Origin of the sequence: Streptomyces sp. NPDC085932 (assembly GCF_044540525.1) — a bacterium.
Lineage (GTDB): Bacteria > Actinomycetota > Actinomycetes > Streptomycetales > Streptomycetaceae > Streptomyces > Streptomyces levis.
In genome coordinates this window covers 64,112-84,243 of the sequence record NZ_JBITSJ010000004.1, presented here as the reverse complement: position 1 = coordinate 84,243, position 20,132 = coordinate 64,112, and the positions used below count along the sequence as shown (strand labels likewise).

Below are 20,132 nucleotides of genomic sequence, written 5' to 3'. Positions count from 1 at the left end.
CCCGCCATGCCCCGCAAGCCCGAGCGCAAGCCCGCGAAGAACCGGCCCAACCCCCTGGACCAGGCCGGGATCACATACATCGACTACAAGGACACCGACCTGCTGCGGAAGTTCATCTCCGACCGCGGCAAGATCCGCAGCCGTCGCGTCACCCGGGTGTCGGCCCAGCAGCAGCGGCAGCTGGCCCGGGCGGTCAAGAACGCGCGCGAGATGGCGCTGCTGCCGTACGCCGGCCGCTGAGCCTGCTGCCGCGCACCGGCCGCTGAACACGTACGGATCCGGGTGAGGTTCCCCACGCTTGACGGGTGGGGGACCTCTTCCCCGTGAAGCGGCCGGCTCCCGCACCCGCGCCCGGGCCGTACCCGGACCGGCTGCGTGCCCGGTCGGCCGCCGCCCGCCGGACGTCCGGCCGACCCCCGGCGGGACACCTCCTCCGGGTCGTGCGGTGCCGCGCGCCCGGCACGGGTCCGGCGACGGTCCGAGCCGGACCTCGCCCAGCGGGACGACCTCCCCGTCCCGCGTACGGCCTGTCTCTCCCTGCTCCCGGCCTGCGGAAACCGCTTCCACATAAGGGCCGGTCCGCCCCTCCCGCAGCCGCACAGCCGCCGGGGCGTGCCGCCGAGCGGATGCTCCGCCTCCACGAGACCTCCGCCGAACCCGCCTACTTCACCACCGTCCGCCGGGAACGCGCGCCGGTGTCCGGGCGTCCAACCAGGCAAGGCTCCGGTCAAGCGGCGGTCAAAGCTGTAACCGGAGGACCACCCCCCGTGCACGTGCATCTGCCCATGCATCTGCACTTGAACAGAGCTATGATCCGGGTCAGTTGACCGATGCATCAATGGCCACACCAGCCAGTGCACCACCGGGGAGCGACCTGTGGACCACGACGTGTACAACGGTATGGCGGCCACCAGGCTGCACGGTGTGGCCTGGCAGAAGAGCCGGCACAGCAACTCGCAGGGCTCGTGCGTGGAGTTCGCCCGCCTGCCGGGCGGGGACGTGGCCGTGCGCAACTCCCGCTTCCCCGACGGTCCGGCGCTGGTCTACACCCGTGCGGAGATCGAGGCGATGCTGCTGGGTGTGAAGGACGGCGAGTTCGACCACCTGGTGGGCGGCTGACGCCGTGCGGGCCCCCTGACGGTGGGCGACCGGCGGTCAACACGCCGTGACGCGCGTAGAACCGCGGCGCGAGGAGGCGCCGCGGTTCCTCATTCGGCGTGCGGCCGTGCTCCGGTCCGGGGCAGCCGGAACAGCGCCCACACCACCTTGCCGCTCAGCGCGCCGGCCATCGGGTGCCAGCCCCAGCTGTCGCTGAAGGAGTCGACGAGGAACAGCCCGCGGCCCGACTCGGCCGAGAAGTCGTCGGTCTCCCGGGTGACGGGGCTGTCGTGACTGGGGTCGCGCACCGCGCACACGAGCCGCTCGGTCCAGCGCATCAGGTGCAGCCGCACGGGCGGCTCGTGCGGACCGGCGCACGGGGCGTCCGCCGTCAGGCCGTGCCGCAGGGCGTTGGTGACGAGCTCCGAGACGACGAGGCAGACGTCGTCGAAACGCTCGCCCATGTCCCACTGGTCGAGGGTTCTGCGGGTGAACCTCCGCGCCTCGCGCACCGCTTCGAAGCGGGCGGGGAGGGCACAGGAGGCGGCGTCGGACACGGCCGCGGGGTCGAGCGGCGGAAGGCCCTGCCGTAACGGCTCGAGCATGGTCGATCCATTCGTCCCCATGCGAGGCACTCCCGGGAATTCGCGGTCGGTGCGATGCGGCGGTGGTGCGGGACCATGGTTTCGGATGCGTACAGCAGATGCAAGGGCAGATGCACGTGCAGGTGACCGGATTAAGCCGTCCCGTACCGCTTCTTGGTCAATTTTTCCGTCATCTTCGCGTCCCCTTCCGGCCGTTCACTTCCCCGTTTCTTGAGTGCGTGCGCGTGCGCCGACTGTCTCGATTCCGTTTCCGTAACCGGACGAGTACTGCTCGGAGTGTTTTAGTGGCAGACTTCGGCCCCTGAAGACGTTGGGGAGGCTGGCGAACGTGAGCGCGGGAGAGCCGGGATCGGTGGTGCGGCGCATGCTGCTCGGATCACAACTCAGGCGACTGCGTGAGGCGCGGGGCATCACGCGCGAGGCCGCGGGCTACTCGATCCGCGCCTCCGAGTCGAAGATCAGCCGGATGGAGCTGGGCCGGGTGAGCTTCAAGACCAGAGACGTGGAAGACCTGCTGACCCTCTACGGCATCACGGACGAACAGGAGCGTGCCTCCCTGCTGTCCCTGGCCAAGGAGGCCAACGTCGCGGGCTGGTGGCACAGTTACTCGGACGTGCTGCCCAGCTGGTTCCCGACCTACGTCGGCCTGGAGGGCGCCGCCTCGCTGATCCGGGCCTACGAGGTGCAGTTCGTGCACGGCCTGCTGCAGACCGAGGCCTACGCGCACGCGGTGGTCCGCCGCGGCATGCAGGGCGCCAGCGAGGCCGACGTCGAGCGGCGGGTGGCGCTGCGCCTGGAGCGGCAGAAGTACCTGGTCGACGAGCGCGCGCCCGACTTCCACATCGTCCTGGACGAGGCCGCGCTGCGCCGCCCCTACGGCGACCGCGAGGTCATGCGCGGCCAGCTCCAGCACCTCATCGAGATCTCCGAGCGGCCCAACGTGCGGCTGCAGGTGATGCCGTTCAGCCTCGGCGGCCACTCCGGCGAAAGTGGCGCGTTCACGATCCTCAGCTTCCCGGAGTCCGACCTCTCGGACGTGGTCTACCTGGAGCAGCTGACCAGCGCGCTGTACCTGGACAAGGCCGAGGACGTCGCCCAGTACGAGAAGGCGCTCAAGGAGCTGCAGAGCGACAGTCCGGGCCCGTCGGAGAGCCGGGATCTTCTTCGGGGACTCCTCCAACTCTCCTGAGACGCCAGTACGATGACGTGTGATCAGATCGTGAAGGCGCGATCGAGGGTCTGCCAGGGATCGAGGGATCACACATGTCGTCGTCCTACTTCACCGACCTTGCACAGCAGTACATCGACGGTGAGTGGCGCCCGGGTACCGGATCCTGGGACATCATCGACTTCAACCCGTACGACGACGAGAAGCTGGCGTCGATCACCATAGCCACGGCCGACGAGGTCGATCAGGCGTACCGGGCGGCGGCCCGCGCCCAGAAGCAGTGGGCCGCGACCAATCCGTACGCCCGCCGCGCGGTCTTCGAGAAGGCCCTGAGCCTCGTCGAGGAGCGCGAGGCGGAGATCTCCGAGGCCATCATCGCCGAGCTCGGCGGCACGCGCCTGAAGGCCGCCTTCGAGCTGCACCTCGTCAAGGAGTTCCTGCGCGAGGCGGTCCATCTGGCGCTGGCTCCCGAGGGCCGCATCATCCCCTCCCCGGTGGACGGCAAGGAGAACCGCGTCTACCGCGTCCCGGTCGGGGTCGTGGGCGTGATCAGCCCCTTCAACTTCCCGTTCCTGCTGTCGGTCAAGTCGGTCGCCCCGGCGCTCGCCCTGGGCAACGCCGTGGTGCTCAAGCCGCACCAGAACACCCCGATCGTCGGCGGTTCGCTGGTGGCGAAGATCTTCGAGGACGCGGGGCTGCCCGGCGGTCTGCTCAACGTCGTCATCACCGACATCGCGGAGATCGGCGACGCGTTCATCGAGCACCCGGTCCCCAAGGTCATCTCCTTCACCGGTTCCGACCAGGTCGGCCGGCACGTGGCCACCGTCTGCGCCCGCCAGTTCAAGCGGGCCGTCCTCGAACTGGGCGGCAACAGCGCGCTGGTGGTCCTCGACGACGCCGACGTCGACTACGCGGTCGACGCGGCCGTCTTCAGCCGGTACGTCCACCAGGGCCAGGTCTGCATGGCCGCCAACCGCGTCCTGGTCGACCGGTCGGTGGCCGAGGAGTTCACCGAGAAGTTCGTCGCCAAGGTGAAGAGCCTGAAGGCGGGCGACCCGCGCGACCCGCAGACCGTCATCGGCCCGGTGATCAACTCCCAGCAGGCCGACGCGGTCGCCGGCGTGGTCGAGCAGGCCCTCGCCGAGGGCGCCACGGCCCTGGTGCGCGGCGGCCGCACGGACAACCTCGTGGAGCCGTCGGTGCTGACCGATGTCCCCGCCGACTCGGCACTGCTGCGCCAGGAGGTCTTCGGCCCGGTCGCCTTCCTCGTGCCGTTCGACGGCGAGGAGGAGGCCGTGCGCATCGTCAACGACACCCCGTACGGGCTGAGCGGGGCCGTGCACACCGGGAACATCGAGCGCGGCGTGAACTTCGCCAAGCGGATCGACACGGGCATGTTCCACGTGAACGACGGCACGGTCCACGACGAGCCGATCGTCCCCTTCGGCGGAGAGAAGCACTCCGGCCTCGGCCGGCTCAACGGCGACACGATGCTGGACGCCTTCACCACGACCAAGTGGATCTCGGTGCAGCACGGCCGCAGCGGCTTCCCGTTCTGAACCCAGTGGGACCCGCCGGGCCCTTGCGGACAGAAGCTGACCGCAAGGGCCCGTAGCTTCGTTGGTGTCAGGCAGCAGCCCCACAGACGAAAGGCGACCGGTCATGGTGACGCACGTGGGACCCGAGGCACCCGGTGACGAGCGCGGAGCGCTTCTGTCCTTCATCGCCGAGCAGCGCGGCGGCATCCGCCGGGCGCTGCTCGGTCTGACGGCGGAGCAGGCGTCGTCCCGGCCGAGTGCCAGCGAGCTGTCCCTGGCCGGGCTGCTCAAGCACGTCGCGGAGGTCGAGCAGGGCTGGATCGCCCGGGCCAAGGGCGAGCCGCCGGCCGTCCACCGGGACGAGTCGAACTGGCACGAGTGCTTCGTGCTGGTGGGCGACGAGACCGTGGAGTCGCAGCTCGCGTACTACGAGAAGGTGGCCGCCGAGACGGAGGCGTTCATCCGCGCCGTGCCCAGCCTCGACGACACCTTCGAGCTGCCGGCGACCTCCTGGAACCTGAAGGACGAGCAGCTGTCCATGCGCTGGCTCTGCCTGCACCTGATCCGCGAGACGGCCCGGCACGCCGGTCACGCCGACATCATCCGCGAGTCGCTGGACGGCCGGACGGCCTTCGAGCTGGTGGCCGCGGAACAGCAGGTGGCGGCCGGGTCCTAACCTGGACCGTATGTCAGCGATCCGTCTTCTCGTGCTCGGCGCGGTCCGTATGCACGGCCGCGCCCACGGCTACCAGGTGCGCAACGACCTGGAGTACTGGGGCGCGCACGAGTGGTCCAACGCCAAGCCCGGCTCGATCTACCACGCCCTGAAGCAGATGGCGAAGCAGGGGCTGCTGCACGCGCACGAGATCGCCCCGTCCACGGCCGGCGGTCCGCCGCGCACGGAGTACGAGATCACCGAGCCGGGCACCGAGGAGTACTTCCGGCTGCTGCGGGAAGCGCTGGTCACCTACGACCAGCGTGGGGACGTGAAGACGGCGGCGGTCGGATTCGTGGTCGACCTGCCGCGGGCGGAGGCCGTCGCGCTGCTCAAGGAGCGCACCCTGCGGATCGAGCAGTGGCGGGCCTCCGTCCTGGAGCACTACGTGCCCGAGGAGGGGCCCGGGCAGCTCGGTCACATCGGGGAGATCATGAACATGTGGGTCCACACGGCCGACTCGGAGGCCGAGTGGACCCGCGGCCTGATCGAGCGCATCGAGGGCGGCGCCTACACCTTCGCCGACGAGGGCGACCCGTTCGTGGGAATCCTGGCGGAGGGCGAGGAGAACCCGTACGCGACGGGGGAGCGGCATCCCGGGGACGCCCTCTAATCAAATTTGACGAATGGCGGAGGGAGGGTTACGTTCGAGCCTGTAGTCAAGTTTGACTAACAAGGGAGGCTCAGTGGCCGACGCGGCGATCACCGTGGAAGGCGCACAGAAGAGGTACGGCACGAAGAAGGCGCTGGACGGGCTCGACCTCACGGTCGCGCGCGGCACGGTGCACGGGGTGCTCGGCCCGAACGGTGCGGGCAAGACCACCCTGGTCCGGATTCTGTCCACGCTGCTGCGGCCCGACGCGGGCCGGATCGAGGTCGCCGGCCACGACGTGGTGCGCGAGGCCTACGCCGTCCGGCTGCGCATCGGCCTGCTCGGCCAGCACGCCGCCCTCGACGAGGAGCTCGGCGGCCGGCAGAACCTGGAGCTGTTCGGCCGGCTGCACCACCTGGGTGCACGGAGGGCACGCGCGCGTGCGGACGAACTCCTGGAGCGCTTCGGCCTGGCCGGCACCGGCCGCAAGGCGGTCCGGCAGTACAGCGGCGGCATGCGGCGCCGCCTGGACCTGGCGGCATCCCTGATCACCGAGCCCGAGGTGCTCTTCCTGGACGAGCCGACCACCGGCCTCGACCCGCGCGGCCGCGCCGAGGTGTGGAACTCCGTCCGCTCGCTGGCCGGCGCCGGCACGACCGTCCTGCTCACCACCCAGTACCTGGAGGAGGCCGACCAGCTCGCCGACCGCATCTCGGTCGTCGACGCCGGCCGGGTCATCGCCGACGGCACGGCGGACGAACTGAAGGCCGCCACCGGCGGCGACCGCATCGACGTGGTCCTGCGGGACGCGGGCAGCCTGGGCGCCGCCGTCGCCCTGCTGCCCCTCACCGGGGTCACCGTCGACGCGGACCGGCGGCTGCTGAGCGCCCCGGTGACCGACCGCATGGAGGCGCTGTCGGCGGTCGTACGGGCCCTGGAGCAGGCCGGGATCCGGGCGGAGGACGTGGCGCTGCGCCGCCCCACGCTGGACGAGGTGTTCCTGCACCTGACCGGGGACGACACCCGAGAGAAGGAGGCCGCGTGACCGCTCACGCACTGACCGACTCCTGGACCATGACCCGCCGGGAGCTCGCCCGCTGGCAGCGGCAGCCGGTCCAGCTGGCCGTCAACCTGGTCTTCCCGGTGATGCTGCTGCTGATGTTCGGCTACCTGGTCGGCGGCGGCCGGGGCGTGGCCGGGGACTACCGCGACTACCTGATCCCGGGCATGCTCGCCCTCACCATGGCCTTCGGCCTGGAGGGCACGATGATCGCCGTCACCCAGGACCTGGACAAGGGCGTCATCGACCGCTTCCGCTCGATGCCCATGGCCAACGGGGCGGTGCTGGTGGGACGTTCCGCCGCCGACATGCTCCAGTCGGCGCTGACCCTGCTGGTGCTCATCGCCGTGGGCGCCGCGCTCGGCTGGCGCCCCGGCGGCGGTCCGGCGGCCCTCCTGGCCGCCGTCGGCCTGCTGCTGCTGTTCCGCTTCGCGATGCTGTGGATCGGCATCCACCTGGCCCTGGTGGCGGGCAGGCCCGAGCTGGTGCAGGCGGTGCAGATCCTGGTCTGGCCGGTCGGCTTCCTGTCCAACGCCTTCGCCACCCCCGACTCGATGCCCGGCTGGCTCGGCACGGCCGTGGAGTGGAACCCCATGTCCCACACCGCCACGGCCGTTCGGGACCTGTTCGGTGTGCCCGGCGCGGAGTCCGGGCACGTCGGATGGGCGGTCGTCTGGCCCCTGGCCCTGCTCGCGATGTTCTTCCCGCTGGCGGTCAGGAGGTTCGCACGGCTGAGCCGTTAGGACCCGTCGGCCCGCTAGTGGTGGAAGCCGGTGGCCGCGTCCTTGTCCCGGGTGAGCGGGCCCGGCTGCCGGCGCAGCTCCGGCAGCAGCCGTTCCAGGTCCTGGGCGAGCAGGTCGGCGAGGTCGGAGGAGAAGCCGTTGCGGCACACCACCCGCAGCACGGACAGGTCCTCGCGGTTCGCCGGGAACGTGTAGGCGGGCACCAGCCAGCCGTGCTCCCGCAGCCGCCGCGATACGTCGAAGACGTCGTACGCCGTGACCTCCGGCGCGGTCGTGAAGGCGAACACCGGCAGCTGGTCGCCCCGGGTCAGCAGCCGGAAGTCACCGAGCGCCTCGATGCGCCCGGCGAGCCGCGTGGCCACGTCCCGGGCGGCCTGCTGCACGGCCCGGTAGCCGTCCCGGCCCAGCCGCAGGAACGTGTAGTACTGCGCCACGACCTGGGCGCCCGGCCGGGAGAAGTTCAGCGCGAACGTCGGCATGTCGCCGCCCAGGTAGTTCACCCGGAACACCAGCTCCTCGGGCAGCGCGTCCGCGTCCCGCCACAGCGCCCAGCCGACGCCCGGGTACACCAGCCCGTACTTGTGCCCCGAGGTGTTGATGGAGGCCACCCTCGGCAGCCGGAAGTCCCACACCAGGTCCTCGTCGAGGAACGGCGCGACCATCGCGCCGGACGCCCCGTCCACGTGCACCGGGATGTCCAGGCCCGTCCGTTCCTGCAGCGCGTCCAGGGCCGCGCACAGCTCGGCGATCGGCTCGTAGGAGCCGTCGAAGGTGGAGCCCAGGATGCCGACGACCCCGATGGTGTTCTCGTCGCACAGCTCGACGGCGGCCTGCGGGTCCAGGTGGTAGCGCTCGCCCTCCATGGGGACCAGCCGTGCCTCCACCTCCCAGAAGGTGCAGAACTTCTCCCAGCAGACCTGCACGTTCACGCCCATCACCAGATTGGGCCGGGCCCCGGGGTACCGGTCGGCGTTGCGCCGGGACCAGCGCCGCTTCAGCGCCATCCCGGCGAGCATGCACGCCTCGCTCGACCCGGTCGTCGAACAGCCCACCGCGGCCGACGGGTCGGGCGCGTGCCACAGGTCGGCGAGCATCGCCACGCAGCGCCGCTCCAGCTCGGCCGTGCGCGGGTACTCGTCCTTGTCGATCATGTTCTTGTCGCGGCACTCCGCCATCAGCACCCCGGCCTCCGGCTCCATCCAGGTGGTGACGAAGGTGGCGAGGTTCAGCCGGGCGTTGCCGTCGAGCATCAGCTCGTCGCGGACCAGCTGGTGGGCGGTGGCCGGGGCCATGGGCTGGTCCGGGAGCCGGTGGGTGGGCGGGGCCTCGGCCATGTCGCCGACCGGGTTGGCGGGGCCGTAGAAGGGGTTGACGGACAGACGGCTTTCGCCGGAGCGGCGGGTGCCTTCGTCGAGCGGCAAGGGAGCCTCCAGGGGTGGTTTCGACAGGGGGGTGTCAGCGGACCGGTGTGCCGTCCTCGCGCAGCTGCATCTGAGGGCGGCCCGTGACGAGCAGCCAGGCGGGCAGGGAGGCGACGCAGAGCAGGGCGAGGATCCCGGGCGAGGCGACCAGCACCGCGGCGACGAACAGGCTGATCCAGCCCTGCCGGGTGATCGCCAGCAGGATCCCGAGCACCGCGGCCGACACGCCCACCGAGGGATGCACCCCGGACACCAGGGCGTGGGCGCACAGCCCGAGGGCGGTGCCGACGAACACGGCCGGGAAGATGCGCCCGCCCCGGAAGCCGCAGGAGGCGGCGACCAGCAGCGCGGCCAGCTTCACCACCGCCAGCAGGGCGTACCGGCCGGCCGACCTGCCGTCCGGGTCGTGCGCCAGCTCGGCGATCTCGTCCAGCCCCTTGAACAGCGTCAGATGGCCGCCCAGCGCCGCGAGACCGCCCAGCACCAGCCCGCCCGCCGGGAGCATCAGCATCGGATGCCGCAGGGTGGCGAAGGCCGCGTGCACGTACGGGAAGGCCCGCACGGCGGCCATGCCGAGCAGCGCGCCCGCCGAGGCGATCACGACCGCCGCCAGCAGGTCGCCCCAGCCCGGCCGGCCGAAGGACGGCAGGTCCAGGTCGAAGCTCGGGTGGTCGATCAGGGAGGCGGTCAGCGCCCCGGCCGCGCCCGCGGTCAGCGGCGCGAAGACGTTGTCCCACAGCAGTCCGCGGGTCTCCTGGCGGGCCAGCGCCTCGGAGATGACCAGGGCGGCGGCGACCGGCGTGCCGAACAGGGCGCCGATGGTCGCCGCCTCCGCCAGCGCGGGCCAGACGCGGCCGGGTGCCTTCGGCAGGGCGCGCGCCCCCAGCCAGGCGGCCAGGGCGACGTTCACCGTGATGATCGGGTTCTCCGGGCCGAGGCTGGGCCCGCCGGCCAGCATCAGCGCGGTCGCCAGCAGCAGCCCCGGCAGCACGGCGGGGGGCAGGACCGGGGCGTCCAGGCCGACGGTGGCCGGATCGGGCCCCGCGTGCCCCGGCATCCGCCACACCACGAGCCCGACCGCCACACCCGTCGCGACGAGCATCACGACCATCCACAGCACGGAGTACCGGCCGATCCCCAGCGCGTCCGGGAGGGGACCCCACAGCACCTTCTGCAGCTCCTCGGCGGCGGCGCTCACGCCGACCAGCACGAGGGCACAGAGCACGCCGACGGCCGCGGCGGGCACGATCGACGGCAGCAGCACGCGCGCGGGGGTCGCGGGGGTGACGGAGGGCGCCCGCTGCCCGGTGTCCTGGACCACGGGCACACGATAAGCGGATCAAACGGTACAAACGGGAAACACGCTTGCACCTCACGTGGCGTGAGGCCCGACCGTGGAGCACGGAAGAAGAAGGGAGCGGAAGTGAGCTACTCCGTGGGACAGGTCGCGGGCTTCGCCGGCGTCACGGTGCGCACCCTGCACCACTACGACGAGATCGGCCTGCTCGTGCCCGGCGAGCGCAGCCACGCGGGCCACCGGCGCTACAGCGACGCCGACCTCGACCGGCTGCAGCAGATCCTGTTCTACCGCGAGCTCGGCTTCCCGCTCGACGAGGTCGCCGTCCTGCTCGACGACCCCGAGGCGGACCCGCGCGCGCACCTGCGCCGCCAGCACGACCTGCTGACCGCCCGGATCGAGCAGCTGCGCAAGATGGCGGCGGCCGTGGAGCACGCCATGGAGGCACGCAAGATGGGCATCAACCTCACGCCCGAGGAGAAGTTCGAGGTCTTCGGGGACAAGGACCCGGAGCAGTACGCCGACGAGGCCGAGGCGCGCTGGGGCGGCACGGAGCAGTACGCCGAGTCGCAGCGCCGCGTCGCCCGGTACACCAAGGACGACTGGCAGCGGATCCAGGACCAGACCGCCGACTGGGGGCGCCGCTACGACGCCCTGATGACCGCCGGCGAACCGCCCACCGGCGAGGCGGCCATGGCCCTGGCGGAGGAGCACCGGCAGCACATCTGCACCTGGTACTACGAGTGCCCCTACGAACTGCACCGCAGCCTCGGCGAGATGTACGTCGCCGACGAGCGCTTCAAGGCGTTCTACGAGTCCGTGCGCCCGGGCCTGGCGGAGCACCTCAAGGAGGCGATCGCCGCGAACGCGGCCCGCCACACCTCCTGATCCCGGCCCGGGAGGGCTACTCCCGGGCCAGCACCACCGCCGTGCCGTACGCGCACACCTCGGTGCCCACGTCCGCCGCCTCCGTCACGTCGAAGCGGAACGCCAGCACGCCGTTGGCGCCCCGCGCGCGTGCCTGCTCGACGAGGCGCTCCATGGCCTGGTTGCGCGTCTGCACGAGCGTCTTGGTGAGCCCGCGCAGCTCGCCGCCGACCATCGACTTCAGCCCGGCGCCGATCTGGCTCCCCAGGTGCCGGGAGCGCACGGTCAGGCCGAAGACCTCGCCGAGCACCTCCTGCACGTAGTAGCCGGGTACGTCGTTCGTGGTGACGACGAGGACGTCGGGCTGAGGGCCCTGTCCGCCGCCGTATTCATCGATGCCCATGCCCACAGCTTTGCCCGGGACGGGCCACGGTGCATCCTGATATCCCCCATGGAACCCGGGCCGCGACGGCAGCGTTGATACTTTGAGGCAGTCAGCCCCAGCCCGTACCCCACAGCAGCAGGAGCCACATCCCCGTGACCACGCTTGCGCTCGGCCCCGAGTGGCTCAGCCCGGACTACCTGATCTCGACGTTCAGCCTGCCCGGCATTCTGCTCATCGTGTTCGCCGAGTCCGGACTCTTCGCGTTCCTGCCCGGCGACTCCCTGCTGTTCACGGCGGGCCTCTTCGTCGCCGAGGGCACGTACATCACCCAGCCGCTGTGGCTGGTCTGCACGCTGATCGTGCTCGCCGCCGTCATCGGCGACCAAGTGGGCTACATGATCGGCAAGTTCCTGGGCCCGAAGCTGTTCAACCGTCCCAACTCCAAGCTGTTCAAGCAGGAGAACCTGGACAAGGCCCACGAGTTCATGGAGAAGTACGGTCCCAAGGCGATCGTCCTGGCCCGCTTCGTCCCCATCGTGCGCACGTTCGCCCCCATCGTCGCCGGCGCCGGCCGCATGAAGTACCGCACGTTCCTGACGTACAACGTCATCGGCGGTATCGCCTGGGGCACCGGCGTCACGCTCGCGGGTTACTGGCTGGGCCAGATCGACTTCATCAAGAAGAACGTCGAGTCGATCCTCATCCTGATCGTCCTGCTCTCGGTCGTCCCGATCATCATCGAGTACCTGCGCGACCGCTCGAAGAAGAAGCGCGCGGCGGCCGAGGCCCCCGCGGCCGCGCAGCCCCACCCCCCGGTCATGGACGACGCGACGACCCAGCTCCGCCGCATCGCCCCCGACGACCGGCCCGCGCAGCAGCCGCAGCACCGGCAGAACGGCCACGACGGCCGGCAGCACGACAACCGGCAGTACAGCGACCAGCAGTACAGCGACCAGCAGTACTACGACCAGTACCCCCAGGCCCCCGGCTACGGCCAGCAGCAGCCGTACGGCCGGCAGCAGCCGTACGGCACCCAGCAGGGCCCGTACAACAACGGGTACTGATCGGGCCGAGCCGACCCTGTCCGGGCCGCGGAGACCGCGCTAGAACCCGCGCGTGCGCTTCGCGGCCCGCCGCTTCTCCGCGGAACCGATCCGCAGGAACAGCCGCGAGATCTCGGACCCCAGGTTCACCCCGATGGCGATGGCCATGGCGAGCGCCACCGCCTTGGACAGCGACACCAGCCCCTCGTCGATCTCGTTCTGCGCTATGGCCAGCAGCCCGAAGTACGTCGCGGAACCCGGCAGCAGGGGCCCGATCGCCGCGGTCGTGTAGGGCAGCGCGGAGGCGAACTGGTACCGGGACAGCAACTGCCCGAACAGCCCCACCAGCCCCGCGGCCGCCGCCGTGGACGCCACCGGCGAGATGTCGCCCGCGTAGTGCATCGCGCCGTACACGACCCACGCGACACCCCCGTTCAGCGTCACCCACACCACGGTGGAACGTTCCTGCTGCAGCAGCACCGCGAACGCCAGGGACAGCAGCATCGACGCGCCGATCAGCAGCACCGGCTGGTCGGACACCCCGAGCTTCGCGTCCGGGTTCAGCCGCGCCCCCAGCTGCACGCCGAAGTACAGCACCGTCAGCACACCCGCGACGATGCCCACGAAGAAGTACAGGACCTCCAGCAGCCGCGCGGAAGCGGTGATGTAGAAGCCGGTCAGGCCGTCCTGCACCCCGGCCACCAGCGCCCGCCCGGGCAGCAGCGCGAACAGCCCACCGGTGATGACCGCCGAGGCCTTCACGTCGACGTGGCCGAGCGTCAGCGCGACCCCGATCGCGGCCGGCGGCATCGCGGCGACCGTGAACTGGTAGAACTCCGGCAGCCCGCGCCCCGCGCACAGCCACGCCAGCCGGTCGCCCAGCATCGCGCCCAGCGCCGCCGCCACGAACACGATCAGGTCGCCGCCGACCAGCACCGAGGCCGCACCCGCCAGCAGCCCGCTGGCCCCGGTCAGCGCCCAGCCGGGATAGGGGTGCCGGTTGCGGCGGATCTCGGCGAGGCGCCGGTAGGCCTCCTCCAGGGAGACCGCCGTCTCGTCGTCGCTCAGGTCGTCCACCAGCTGGTACACGGCCGCCAGCCGCGTGTAGTCCGTGCCCCGGCGCCGCACGGTCCGCGACGCCGTGACCGGGTCGTCCACGAGCGAGGGCTGGTACGAGATCGCCAGCAGCGTGAAGGTGACGTTCGGCTCGCAGCGGTCCAGGCCGTACGAACGGCAGACGGCGAACATCGCCGCCTCCACGTCCTCGGCGCCCTCGCCGCCGGCCAGCAGCAGCTCGCCGATACGCAGCGTCAGGTCGAGCACGCGCGGCACCGCGGGCCCGCTGTCGTCGTCGCCGCCGCGGTGCGCGGTCTCCGGAGCCGGCCGCTCCGCCACCGGCATGCGCAGCATCGTGCGCATCCGGTCCTGCCAGGGCACGTCCTTGGTCAGACTGACCTTCGGGATCCCGTTCGGCGGGGTGAAGGCCGTCGGGGCCTGCCGCGCGCTGTACGTGCTCGGCGGGGTGAACGCCGACCCCTCCGCCTCGGCACCCGGCGCGTGCGCAACGTCCAGCCCTCGGGGAACGGCGAACTCGGACGTGGTCTCGGACTCCGGTCCGGCCGCCCGGGGAACCGCCAGACCCTCGGGGATCGCGAACTCCGACGTGACCGACATGTCCCCGTCGACGGCGGCCCCGGACGGAGGTGCGAAGGCACTCCTCGCCTCGTCCGACCTGGGCTTGCGGTCCTCCGCGTCCGTCACTGCCTGGCGCTCCCTGTACGACACGTCAGCCTCGTACCCCCCACAGCCTCAGTATGCGCACAGACGGACGAACGGGCCGCACGCGACGCAGGCGTGCGGCCCGGTGACGCCGGGGCGAGGGGTCAGTGACCGCCCTGCTCCTTGAAGCGCTTGTAGGAGCGCTCGATCTCGGCCTCGGCGTCCGTGCGGCCCACCCAGTTGGCGCCCTCGACCGACTTGCCGGGCTCCAGGTCCTTGTAGACCTCGAAGAAGTGCTGGATCTCCAGGCGGTCGAACTCGGACACGTGGTGGATGTCCCGCAGGTGCTCCACCCGCGGGTCGTGCGCGGGCACGCACAGCAGCTTGTCGTCGCCACCGGCCTCGTCCGTCATCCGGAACATGCCGATCGCCCGGCACTGGATGAGGCAGCCCGGGAACGTCGGCTCGTCCAGGATGACCAGCGCGTCCAGCGGGTCGCCGTCCTCGCCGAGGGTGTTCTCGACGAAGCCGTAGTCGGCCGGGTAGCTGGTCGAGGTGAAGAGGCGACGGTCCAGGCGGATCCGACCGGTCTCGTGGTCCACCTCGTACTTGTTGCGCGAACCCTTCGGAATCTCGATCGTGACGTCGAACTCCACCGGTGGCTCCTCCATGATCAACACATAGTTCTGGTGGTTAAGTGTCCCTCACGCAGGTGTGTGATCGCGAAAGGGGCTGGTGGTCGTGCCAGAGCTGAGGCCTTGGCGGGCCGCGAGAGCGCACGTGGTGCGGCTCGCGGATGCCGTACGACCGCGCCTGGCCCGGGCCGCGGCGGCCGTGAGACCGCGGGTCACACGGCTCGTGGGAGCCGGGGAACCGCAGGTCGCGCGGGTCACGCGGCCGAAGACCTGGCAGTACACGGCGGGCGCCGCCACCGCCGGGCTGGCACTGGCCGCCGGGGTGGTGACCGCCGCCGGTCCCTGGGACTCCTCGGGTCAGCGTACGGCCGAGCGGGACCGGGCCGTGGCCCTGGGACACGCGGGTGGCACAGATCACGGCGGGGCCCCCGGCACGCCCGCGCGGCCCCGGCCCGCCCCGAGCGCCGGGCCCGTCCTGACCGGCCTCGGCGGCGTCAGCACCGTGAAGTCCGCCCCGGACGGCAAGGCCCTCACCAAGGCCCTCGAACCCCTGCTCAAGGATCCGGTGCTGGGCCCCCGGCCCGCGGTGTCCGTCCTCGACGTCACCACCGGCAGGCGCCTGTACGGGGCACGCTCCGGCACCGCGTTCACCCCCGCCTCGACCACGAAGATCGCCACGGCCGTCGCCGCGCTGTCCGCCATGGGCGCCGACCACCGCCTCACCACCCGCGCCGCGCTGGAACCCGACACGAAGGAAGTAGTCCTCGTCGGCGGCGGCGACCCCACCCTCACGGCGCGCGAGAAGGCCGACGGGGCGGCGAGCCTGCGCACCCTGGCCGCCGAGACGGCCGCCGCGCTCGCCGAGCGGGGGGTGCGCGAGGTGACCCTGTCCTACGACACGACCCGCTACGCCGGCTCCCCGAAACACCCGATCGGGAACAACCCCAACCTCGCCCTGGTCACCCCCCTGATGGCCGACGAGGGCCGCACCGACGACTCCACGAGCGGCCCGGTCACCCGCGTGGAGGACCCGGCGGAGGACGCGGCCCGGCAGTTCCGGGACCTGCTGACCTCCCACGGCATCAAGACCACCGCCCCCGGCCCGTCCAAGGCCACGACCCGCGCCGAGACCCTCGCGGCGGTCTCCTCGCCCCCGCTGTCGGCCCTCGTCGAACGCATGCTGACCAACAGCGACAACGACATCGCCGAGGCCCTCGCCCGCCAGACCGCGATCGCCACCGGCGAACGGGCCGACTTCGCGGGTGCGGGCCGGGCCATCGCCACCCAGTTGCGCGCACTGGGCCTGCCGCTCAAGGGCGTCGCCTTCAAGGACGGCAGCGGCCTCGACCGCGCCGACCGCCTGACGCCCGACCTGCTCACCGCGCTGCTGGCGAAGGCGGCCGACCCGTCCCACCCCGCACTGCGCCCGGCCCTCACCGGCCTGCCCGTCGCGGGCTTCACCGGCACACTGAGCGCCCGCTACACGGACGGGGCGTCCGGCGTGATCCGCGCCAAGACCGGCACCCTCAGCGGCGTCCACACCCTCGCGGGCACCCTGGTCGACCACGACGGCCGCCTGCTGGCGTTCGCCGTCATGGCCACGGACACGGATCCCCTCGCCGCGGCGGCGACGCAGCAGGCACTGGACAAGATCGCCACGACATTGGCGGCGTGCGGGTGCAGGTGACCGCAGGGACGGGCGAGTGCGGGTGACCGCAGGGGCGGGCGTTGCGGGTGACCGCCGGCGCGGGCGAGCGCGGGTGACCGCCGGGCGTCACGCAACCGGCGGCGGGCTGCGCGTCCAGGCGACCGTCCGGCGCCGCGAGACCGGCGGTGGGGTGCGTGTCAGGGTGGCCGTGGGGCGCCGCGCCCGTGGCGGCGGGTGCGTGTCAGGGTGGCCGTGGGGCGCCGCGCCCGTGGCGGCGGGTGCGTGTCCGGGTGGCCGTTGGGGGCCGCGACACCGGCGGTGGGGTGCGTGTCCGGGTGGCCGTTCGGCGCCGCGAGACCGGCCGTGTCCGGGGGGCAGGTGATCGCCCGCCCGGTCGCGCACGACCCCGCCCGGGACGGCGAACGCCGCGCGGCCGACAGCGCAGCCCCGCATCACCCACCCCTCGCCGCCCTGCCCCCGCGGCGAGCGCTCACGTACGGTTGACGCATGACGAGCATCGGTGGTGCTTCAACCGGCATGGTCGACTGGAATCTCGCGGTGGCGACCGCGACCCGGCTCGTACGTCCGGGCCCCGAGGTCAGCCGCGACGAGGCGAGGGCCGTCGTCGCGGAACTGCGCCGGCACGCGAAGGCCTCGGAGGAACACGTGCGCGGGTTCACGCGGCTCGGCACCGAGGAGGGCCACGACACCCCCGTCCTCGTCGTGGACCGCCCGGGCTGGATCCGCGCGAACGTCGCCGGCTTCCGGGAGATCCTCAGGCCCCTGCTCGACAAGATGCAGGAACGGCGCGGCAGCAGCGCGGGCGGCGCCGTGATGAGCGCCGTCGGCGGCAAGGTCACGGGCGTCGAACTCGGCATGCTGCTGTCCTTCCTGGCCTCCCGCGTCCTCGGCCAGTACGAGACCTTCGCCCCGGCCACCCGTGAACTGCCCGCCGGGGAGAACGGCGGCGGCCGGCTGCTCCTGGTCGCCCCGAACATCGTCCACGTCGAGCGCGAACTCGACGTCGACCCGCACGACTTCCGCCTCTGGGTGTGCCTGCACGAGGAGACCCACCGCACGCAGTTCACCGCCGTGCCCTGGCTGCGGGACCACCTGGAGGGTGAGATCCAGTCGTTCCTGGGGGAGACCGACGTCGACCCCATGACCGTCCTGGAACGCGTCCGCGAAGCCGCCCAGAGCCTGGCCGGGGGCCGTCCCGAGGCCGAGGAGGACGACGGCGGCCGGTCCTTCGTCGAGATCGTCCAGACCCCCGCCCAGCGCGAGATCCTCGGCCGGCTCACGGCCGTGATGTCCCTGCTGGAGGGCCACGCCGACTTCGTGATGGACGGCGTCGGCCCGGCCGTCGTGCCGTCCGTCGGCGAGATCCGCGAGAAGTTCCAGCAGCGCCGCGCCAAGGGCGCCTCCCGGCTGGACCTGGCCCTGCGCAAGCTGCTCGGCCTGGACGCCAAGCTCCGTCAGTACCGCGACGGCGAGCGCTTCGTCCGGGCCGTCGTGGACGAGGTCGGCATGGACGGCTTCAACCGCGTGTGGACCTCGCCCAACACCCTCCCCACCAAGTCGGAGATCGCCAAACCGGCGGACTGGGTCGCGCGGGTGCATCGCAAGGCCGAGTAGTGAGCATCGCGGGAAGGTCGTGAAAGGAAACCGGTCGACGGCAGGCGAACGCCCCTCCAATCACCCGTCCGAGGGACCGTGAGCCAGGGGTAGGCGTGCAATGCTCGGGGAACGGCCCGGTTCTGTCACCATCTACACACTCTGCGTGACCGACACGCGGGCCCACCCCCCGAAAACTTCATGAAGGGAACCGGACATGGGTCCCCATCCTGCGGTCGCGGCGATACGCCTGGCGGTACGCCGCGTCCTCCACGACCTCCTCACCGAACACCACCGCGCCCCCGCCGCGGTCCCGCACGCCCTCTCGCACGAGCCCTCACCCCCTCCGCTCGTGCTCGTGGCGTGCTCCGGCGGCGCCGACTCCATGGCCCTGGCCTCCGCCCTCGCCTTCGAGTCGCCCAAGCTCGGCATCCGAGCCGGTGGCGTGACCGTCGACCACGGCCTCCAGGCCGGCTCCGACCTGCGCGCGGCGGAAGTCGTCCAGCGCCTGCGTGAACTGGGCCTCGACCCCGTCGACTCCGTCGCCGTCACCGTCGGCCGCGCCGGCGGACCCGAGGCCGCCGCCCGCGACGCCCGCTACGCCGCACTCGACACCGCGGCCGAACGCCACGGCGCCGCCGCCGTCCTGCTCGGACACACCCGCGACGACCAGGCCGAGACCGTCCTGCTCGGCCTCGCCCGGGGCTCCGGCATCCGCTCCCTGTCCGGAATGGCCGCGGTCTCGGGGGCCGGCGGCCGTTACCGCCGCCCCTTCCTGGAACTCGACCGGCAGACCGCCCGCAAGGCCTGCATGGTCCAGTCCCTGCCCGTCTGGGACGACCCCCACAACGCCGACCCGGCCTACACCCGCTCCCGGCTGCGCCACGAGGGTCTGCCCGCCCTGGAGAAGGCCCTCGGCAAGGGCGTCGTCGAGGCCCTCGCCCGGACGGCCCAGCTCTCCCGCGACGACGCCGACGCCCTCGACTCCTGGGCCGCCCAGGCCGAGACCACCGTCCGTGACGCCGCCGGACAGCTGGAGTGCGCCAAGCTGTACGCCCTGCCACCCGCCGTGCGCCGCCGCGTGCTGCGCCGCGCCGCCATCGCGGCCGGTGCCCCCGCCGGCTCGCTGTTCGCCCGCCACATCGAGGAAGTGGACCGGCTGATCACCGGCTGGCGCGGTCAGGGAGCCATCAACCTCCCCGGCAAGGTCGTGGCGCAGCGGCAGGGTGGCAGACTGGTGATTCGGCAAGGCTGAATCCGACCCCTCCGAGCAGTCGGAGCAGGGGCGGCCGGCCGGTGGGACGACCGAAAGTGATGCGGGTGGACGCGAAAGACATGGGTGCCGACCTCCAGCAGGTACTCATCACCAAGGAAGAGATCGACGCCAAGCTGGCAGAGCTGGCGGCGAAGATCGACGCGGAGTACGCGGGCAAGGACCTGCTGATCGTCGGTGTCCTCAAGGGCGCGGTGATGGTCATGGCCGACCTCGCGCGGGCGCTGTCCACCCCCGTCACGATGGACTGGATGGCCGTATCCTCGTACGGGGCGGGCACCCAGTCCTCCGGTGTGGTGCGGATCCTCAAGGACCTCGACACCGACATCAAGGGCAAGCACGTCCTCATCGTCGAGGACATCATCGACTCCGGCCTGACGCTGTCCTGGCTGCTCTCCAACCTCGGCTCGCGCGAGCCCGCCTCCCTGAAGGTGTGCACGCTGCTCCGCAAGCCCGAGGCCGCGAAGGTCGCCATCGACGTGGAATGGGTCGGCTTCGACATCCCCAACGAGTTCGTCGTCGGCTACGGCCTGGACTACGCCGAGAAGTACCGCAACCTCCCGTTCGTCGGTACGCTCGCGCCCCACGTCTACGGCGGCTGAACCTGCCGCCGGGGCGCCGTGACGGTGATCGGGAACCCCAGCGCGCTTCCCGCCGTTGGAGCATGCGTGGACGGATCGCCAGCCGCACCGCGCAGCTTCAGGTGACAAT

The 20,132-nt window shown here is 71.8% G+C and carries 20 protein-coding genes; 14 read left to right on the top strand and 6 right to left on the bottom strand.

Annotated features, from left to right (window positions below; translation table 11 throughout):
• The first annotated feature begins 6 nt into the window (after positions 1 to 6).
• Together rpsR and ACIGAQ_RS20650 are read left to right on the top strand one after the other, a co-directional pair.
• Positions 7 to 240, top strand: a complete 234-nt coding sequence (gene rpsR / locus ACIGAQ_RS20655; RefSeq protein ID WP_311688759.1) for a 30S ribosomal protein S18 — start codon at positions 7 to 9, stop codon at positions 238 to 240.
• Positions 241 to 900: 660 nt separating this feature from the next.
• On the top strand, positions 901 to 1,119 hold the full coding sequence (locus ACIGAQ_RS20650; RefSeq protein WP_052310470.1) for a DUF397 domain-containing protein: 219 nt from the start codon (positions 901 to 903) through the stop codon (positions 1,117 to 1,119).
• An 89-nt stretch (positions 1,120 to 1,208) separates the two neighbouring features.
• Here the strand turns inward: ACIGAQ_RS20650 and ACIGAQ_RS20645 are convergent, their stop codons facing one another.
• Positions 1,209 to 1,703, bottom strand: coding sequence for an ATP-binding protein (locus tag ACIGAQ_RS20645; protein WP_399784767.1), 495 nt, complete (start codon positions 1,701 to 1,703; stop codon positions 1,209 to 1,211).
• Between the two features lie 364 nt (positions 1,704 to 2,067).
• On the opposite strand from ACIGAQ_RS20645, the gene ACIGAQ_RS20640 reads away from it, so the two are divergent.
• The 6 genes from ACIGAQ_RS20640 to ACIGAQ_RS20615 all read left to right on the top strand — a co-directional run bounded on the left by ACIGAQ_RS20640 (position 2,068) and on the right by ACIGAQ_RS20615 (position 7,519).
• Positions 2,068 to 2,892, top strand: coding sequence for a helix-turn-helix transcriptional regulator (locus tag ACIGAQ_RS20640; RefSeq protein ID WP_311688788.1), 825 nt, complete (start codon positions 2,068 to 2,070; stop codon positions 2,890 to 2,892).
• Between the two features lie 74 nt (positions 2,893 to 2,966).
• Positions 2,967 to 4,430, top strand: a complete 1,464-nt coding sequence (locus ACIGAQ_RS20635) for an aldehyde dehydrogenase family protein (RefSeq protein WP_399784764.1) — start codon at positions 2,967 to 2,969, stop codon at positions 4,428 to 4,430.
• A 103-nt stretch (positions 4,431 to 4,533) separates the two neighbouring features.
• Positions 4,534 to 5,085, top strand: coding sequence for a DinB family protein (locus ACIGAQ_RS20630; RefSeq protein WP_399784761.1), 552 nt, complete (start codon positions 4,534 to 4,536; stop codon positions 5,083 to 5,085).
• A gap of 10 nt (positions 5,086 to 5,095) precedes the next feature.
• Positions 5,096 to 5,737, top strand: coding sequence for a PadR family transcriptional regulator (locus tag ACIGAQ_RS20625; RefSeq protein ID WP_311688752.1), 642 nt, complete (start codon positions 5,096 to 5,098; stop codon positions 5,735 to 5,737).
• 73 nt (positions 5,738 to 5,810) lie between these two features.
• Positions 5,811 to 6,761, top strand: a complete 951-nt coding sequence (locus ACIGAQ_RS20620) for an ATP-binding cassette domain-containing protein (RefSeq protein WP_399784758.1) — start codon at positions 5,811 to 5,813, stop codon at positions 6,759 to 6,761.
• Positions 6,758 to 7,519, top strand: a complete 762-nt coding sequence (locus ACIGAQ_RS20615) for an ABC transporter permease (protein WP_399784755.1) — start codon at positions 6,758 to 6,760, stop codon at positions 7,517 to 7,519. The genes ACIGAQ_RS20620 and ACIGAQ_RS20615 overlap by 4 nt, the downstream gene beginning before the upstream one ends.
• Positions 7,520 to 7,533: 14 nt before the next feature.
• On the opposite strand, the gene ACIGAQ_RS20610 is transcribed toward ACIGAQ_RS20615, so the two are convergent.
• On the bottom strand, positions 7,534 to 8,940 hold the full coding sequence (locus ACIGAQ_RS20610) for a glutamate decarboxylase (protein WP_399784752.1): 1,407 nt from the start codon (positions 8,938 to 8,940) through the stop codon (positions 7,534 to 7,536).
• 34 nt (positions 8,941 to 8,974) lie between these two features.
• Complete coding sequence (locus tag ACIGAQ_RS20605; RefSeq protein WP_362284993.1) at positions 8,975 to 10,261, bottom strand: ion channel protein; 1,287 nt, start codon at positions 10,259 to 10,261, stop codon at positions 8,975 to 8,977.
• A gap of 102 nt (positions 10,262 to 10,363) precedes the next feature.
• Here ACIGAQ_RS20605 and ACIGAQ_RS20600 point away from each other — a divergent pair, with 102 nt between their 5' ends.
• Positions 10,364 to 11,125 (top strand): MerR family transcriptional regulator, encoded by a 762-nt coding sequence (locus ACIGAQ_RS20600; RefSeq protein ID WP_311688742.1) that lies wholly within the window; start codon positions 10,364 to 10,366, stop codon positions 11,123 to 11,125.
• Between the two features lie 16 nt (positions 11,126 to 11,141).
• Here the strand turns inward: ACIGAQ_RS20600 and ACIGAQ_RS20595 are convergent, their stop codons facing one another.
• The gene (locus tag ACIGAQ_RS20595; protein WP_311688740.1) at positions 11,142 to 11,507 is read right to left on the bottom strand and encodes a YbjQ family protein; all 366 of its coding nucleotides are present in this window, start codon (positions 11,505 to 11,507) and stop codon (positions 11,142 to 11,144) included.
• Between the two features lie 134 nt (positions 11,508 to 11,641).
• On the opposite strand from ACIGAQ_RS20595, the gene ACIGAQ_RS20590 reads away from it, so the two are divergent.
• Positions 11,642 to 12,553 (top strand): VTT domain-containing protein, encoded by a 912-nt coding sequence (locus tag ACIGAQ_RS20590; RefSeq protein ID WP_399784747.1) that lies wholly within the window; start codon positions 11,642 to 11,644, stop codon positions 12,551 to 12,553.
• Between the two features lie 39 nt (positions 12,554 to 12,592).
• On the opposite strand, the gene ACIGAQ_RS20585 is transcribed toward ACIGAQ_RS20590, so the two are convergent.
• On the bottom strand, positions 12,593 to 14,293 hold the full coding sequence (locus tag ACIGAQ_RS20585) for a threonine/serine exporter family protein (RefSeq protein ID WP_311688736.1): 1,701 nt from the start codon (positions 14,291 to 14,293) through the stop codon (positions 12,593 to 12,595).
• Positions 14,294 to 14,415: 122 nt separating this feature from the next.
• A complete protein-coding gene (locus ACIGAQ_RS20580) occupies positions 14,416 to 14,907 on the bottom strand; it encodes an inorganic diphosphatase (RefSeq protein WP_003991985.1) in 492 nt (163 codons plus the stop codon).
• Positions 14,908 to 14,986: 79 nt separating this feature from the next.
• Between ACIGAQ_RS20580 and dacB the strand changes: the two genes are divergently transcribed.
• The 4 genes from dacB to hpt all read left to right on the top strand — a co-directional run bounded on the left by dacB (position 14,987) and on the right by hpt (position 20,023).
• The gene (gene dacB / locus ACIGAQ_RS20575; RefSeq protein ID WP_362285000.1) at positions 14,987 to 16,573 is read left to right on the top strand and encodes a D-alanyl-D-alanine carboxypeptidase/D-alanyl-D-alanine-endopeptidase; all 1,587 of its coding nucleotides are present in this window, start codon (positions 14,987 to 14,989) and stop codon (positions 16,571 to 16,573) included.
• A 468-nt stretch (positions 16,574 to 17,041) separates the two neighbouring features.
• Positions 17,042 to 18,169: a zinc-dependent metalloprotease gene (locus tag ACIGAQ_RS20570; protein WP_311688730.1), complete on the top strand. Its 1,128-nt coding sequence runs from the start codon at positions 17,042 to 17,044 to the stop codon at positions 18,167 to 18,169.
• Between the two features lie 196 nt (positions 18,170 to 18,365).
• A complete protein-coding gene (gene tilS / locus ACIGAQ_RS20565; protein ID WP_362285006.1) occupies positions 18,366 to 19,403 on the top strand; it encodes a tRNA lysidine(34) synthetase TilS in 1,038 nt (345 codons plus the stop codon).
• A 59-nt stretch (positions 19,404 to 19,462) separates the two neighbouring features.
• Complete coding sequence (hpt, locus tag ACIGAQ_RS20560; protein ID WP_094057060.1) at positions 19,463 to 20,023, top strand: hypoxanthine phosphoribosyltransferase; 561 nt, start codon at positions 19,463 to 19,465, stop codon at positions 20,021 to 20,023.
• The last annotated feature ends 109 nt before the right edge of the window (positions 20,024 to 20,132 follow it).

Excerpts from the sequence above, each read along its gene's own strand:
- tilS (WP_362285006.1), top strand. The coding sequence starts at position 18,366 with ATGGGTCCCCATCCTGCGGTCGCGGCGATACGCCTGGCGGTACGCCGC.
- ACIGAQ_RS20595 (WP_311688740.1), bottom strand. The coding sequence starts at position 11,507 with ATGGGCATCGATGAATACGGCGGCGGACAGGGCCCTCAGCCCGACGTC.
- ACIGAQ_RS20635 (WP_399784764.1), top strand. The coding sequence starts at position 2,967 with ATGTCGTCGTCCTACTTCACCGACCTTGCACAGCAGTACATCGACGGT.
- ACIGAQ_RS20650 (WP_052310470.1), top strand. The coding sequence starts at position 901 with ATGGCGGCCACCAGGCTGCACGGTGTGGCCTGGCAGAAGAGCCGGCAC.
- rpsR (WP_311688759.1), top strand. The coding sequence starts at position 7 with ATGCCCCGCAAGCCCGAGCGCAAGCCCGCGAAGAACCGGCCCAACCCC.
- hpt (WP_094057060.1), top strand. The coding sequence starts at position 19,463 with ATGCGGGTGGACGCGAAAGACATGGGTGCCGACCTCCAGCAGGTACTC.
- ACIGAQ_RS20570 (WP_311688730.1), top strand. The coding sequence starts at position 17,042 with ATGACGAGCATCGGTGGTGCTTCAACCGGCATGGTCGACTGGAATCTC.
- ACIGAQ_RS20625 (WP_311688752.1), top strand. The coding sequence starts at position 5,096 with ATGTCAGCGATCCGTCTTCTCGTGCTCGGCGCGGTCCGTATGCACGGC.
- ACIGAQ_RS20640 (WP_311688788.1), top strand. The coding sequence starts at position 2,068 with ATGCTGCTCGGATCACAACTCAGGCGACTGCGTGAGGCGCGGGGCATC.
- ACIGAQ_RS20645 (WP_399784767.1), bottom strand. The coding sequence starts at position 1,703 with ATGCTCGAGCCGTTACGGCAGGGCCTTCCGCCGCTCGACCCCGCGGCC.
- ACIGAQ_RS20630 (WP_399784761.1), top strand. The coding sequence starts at position 4,534 with ATGGTGACGCACGTGGGACCCGAGGCACCCGGTGACGAGCGCGGAGCG.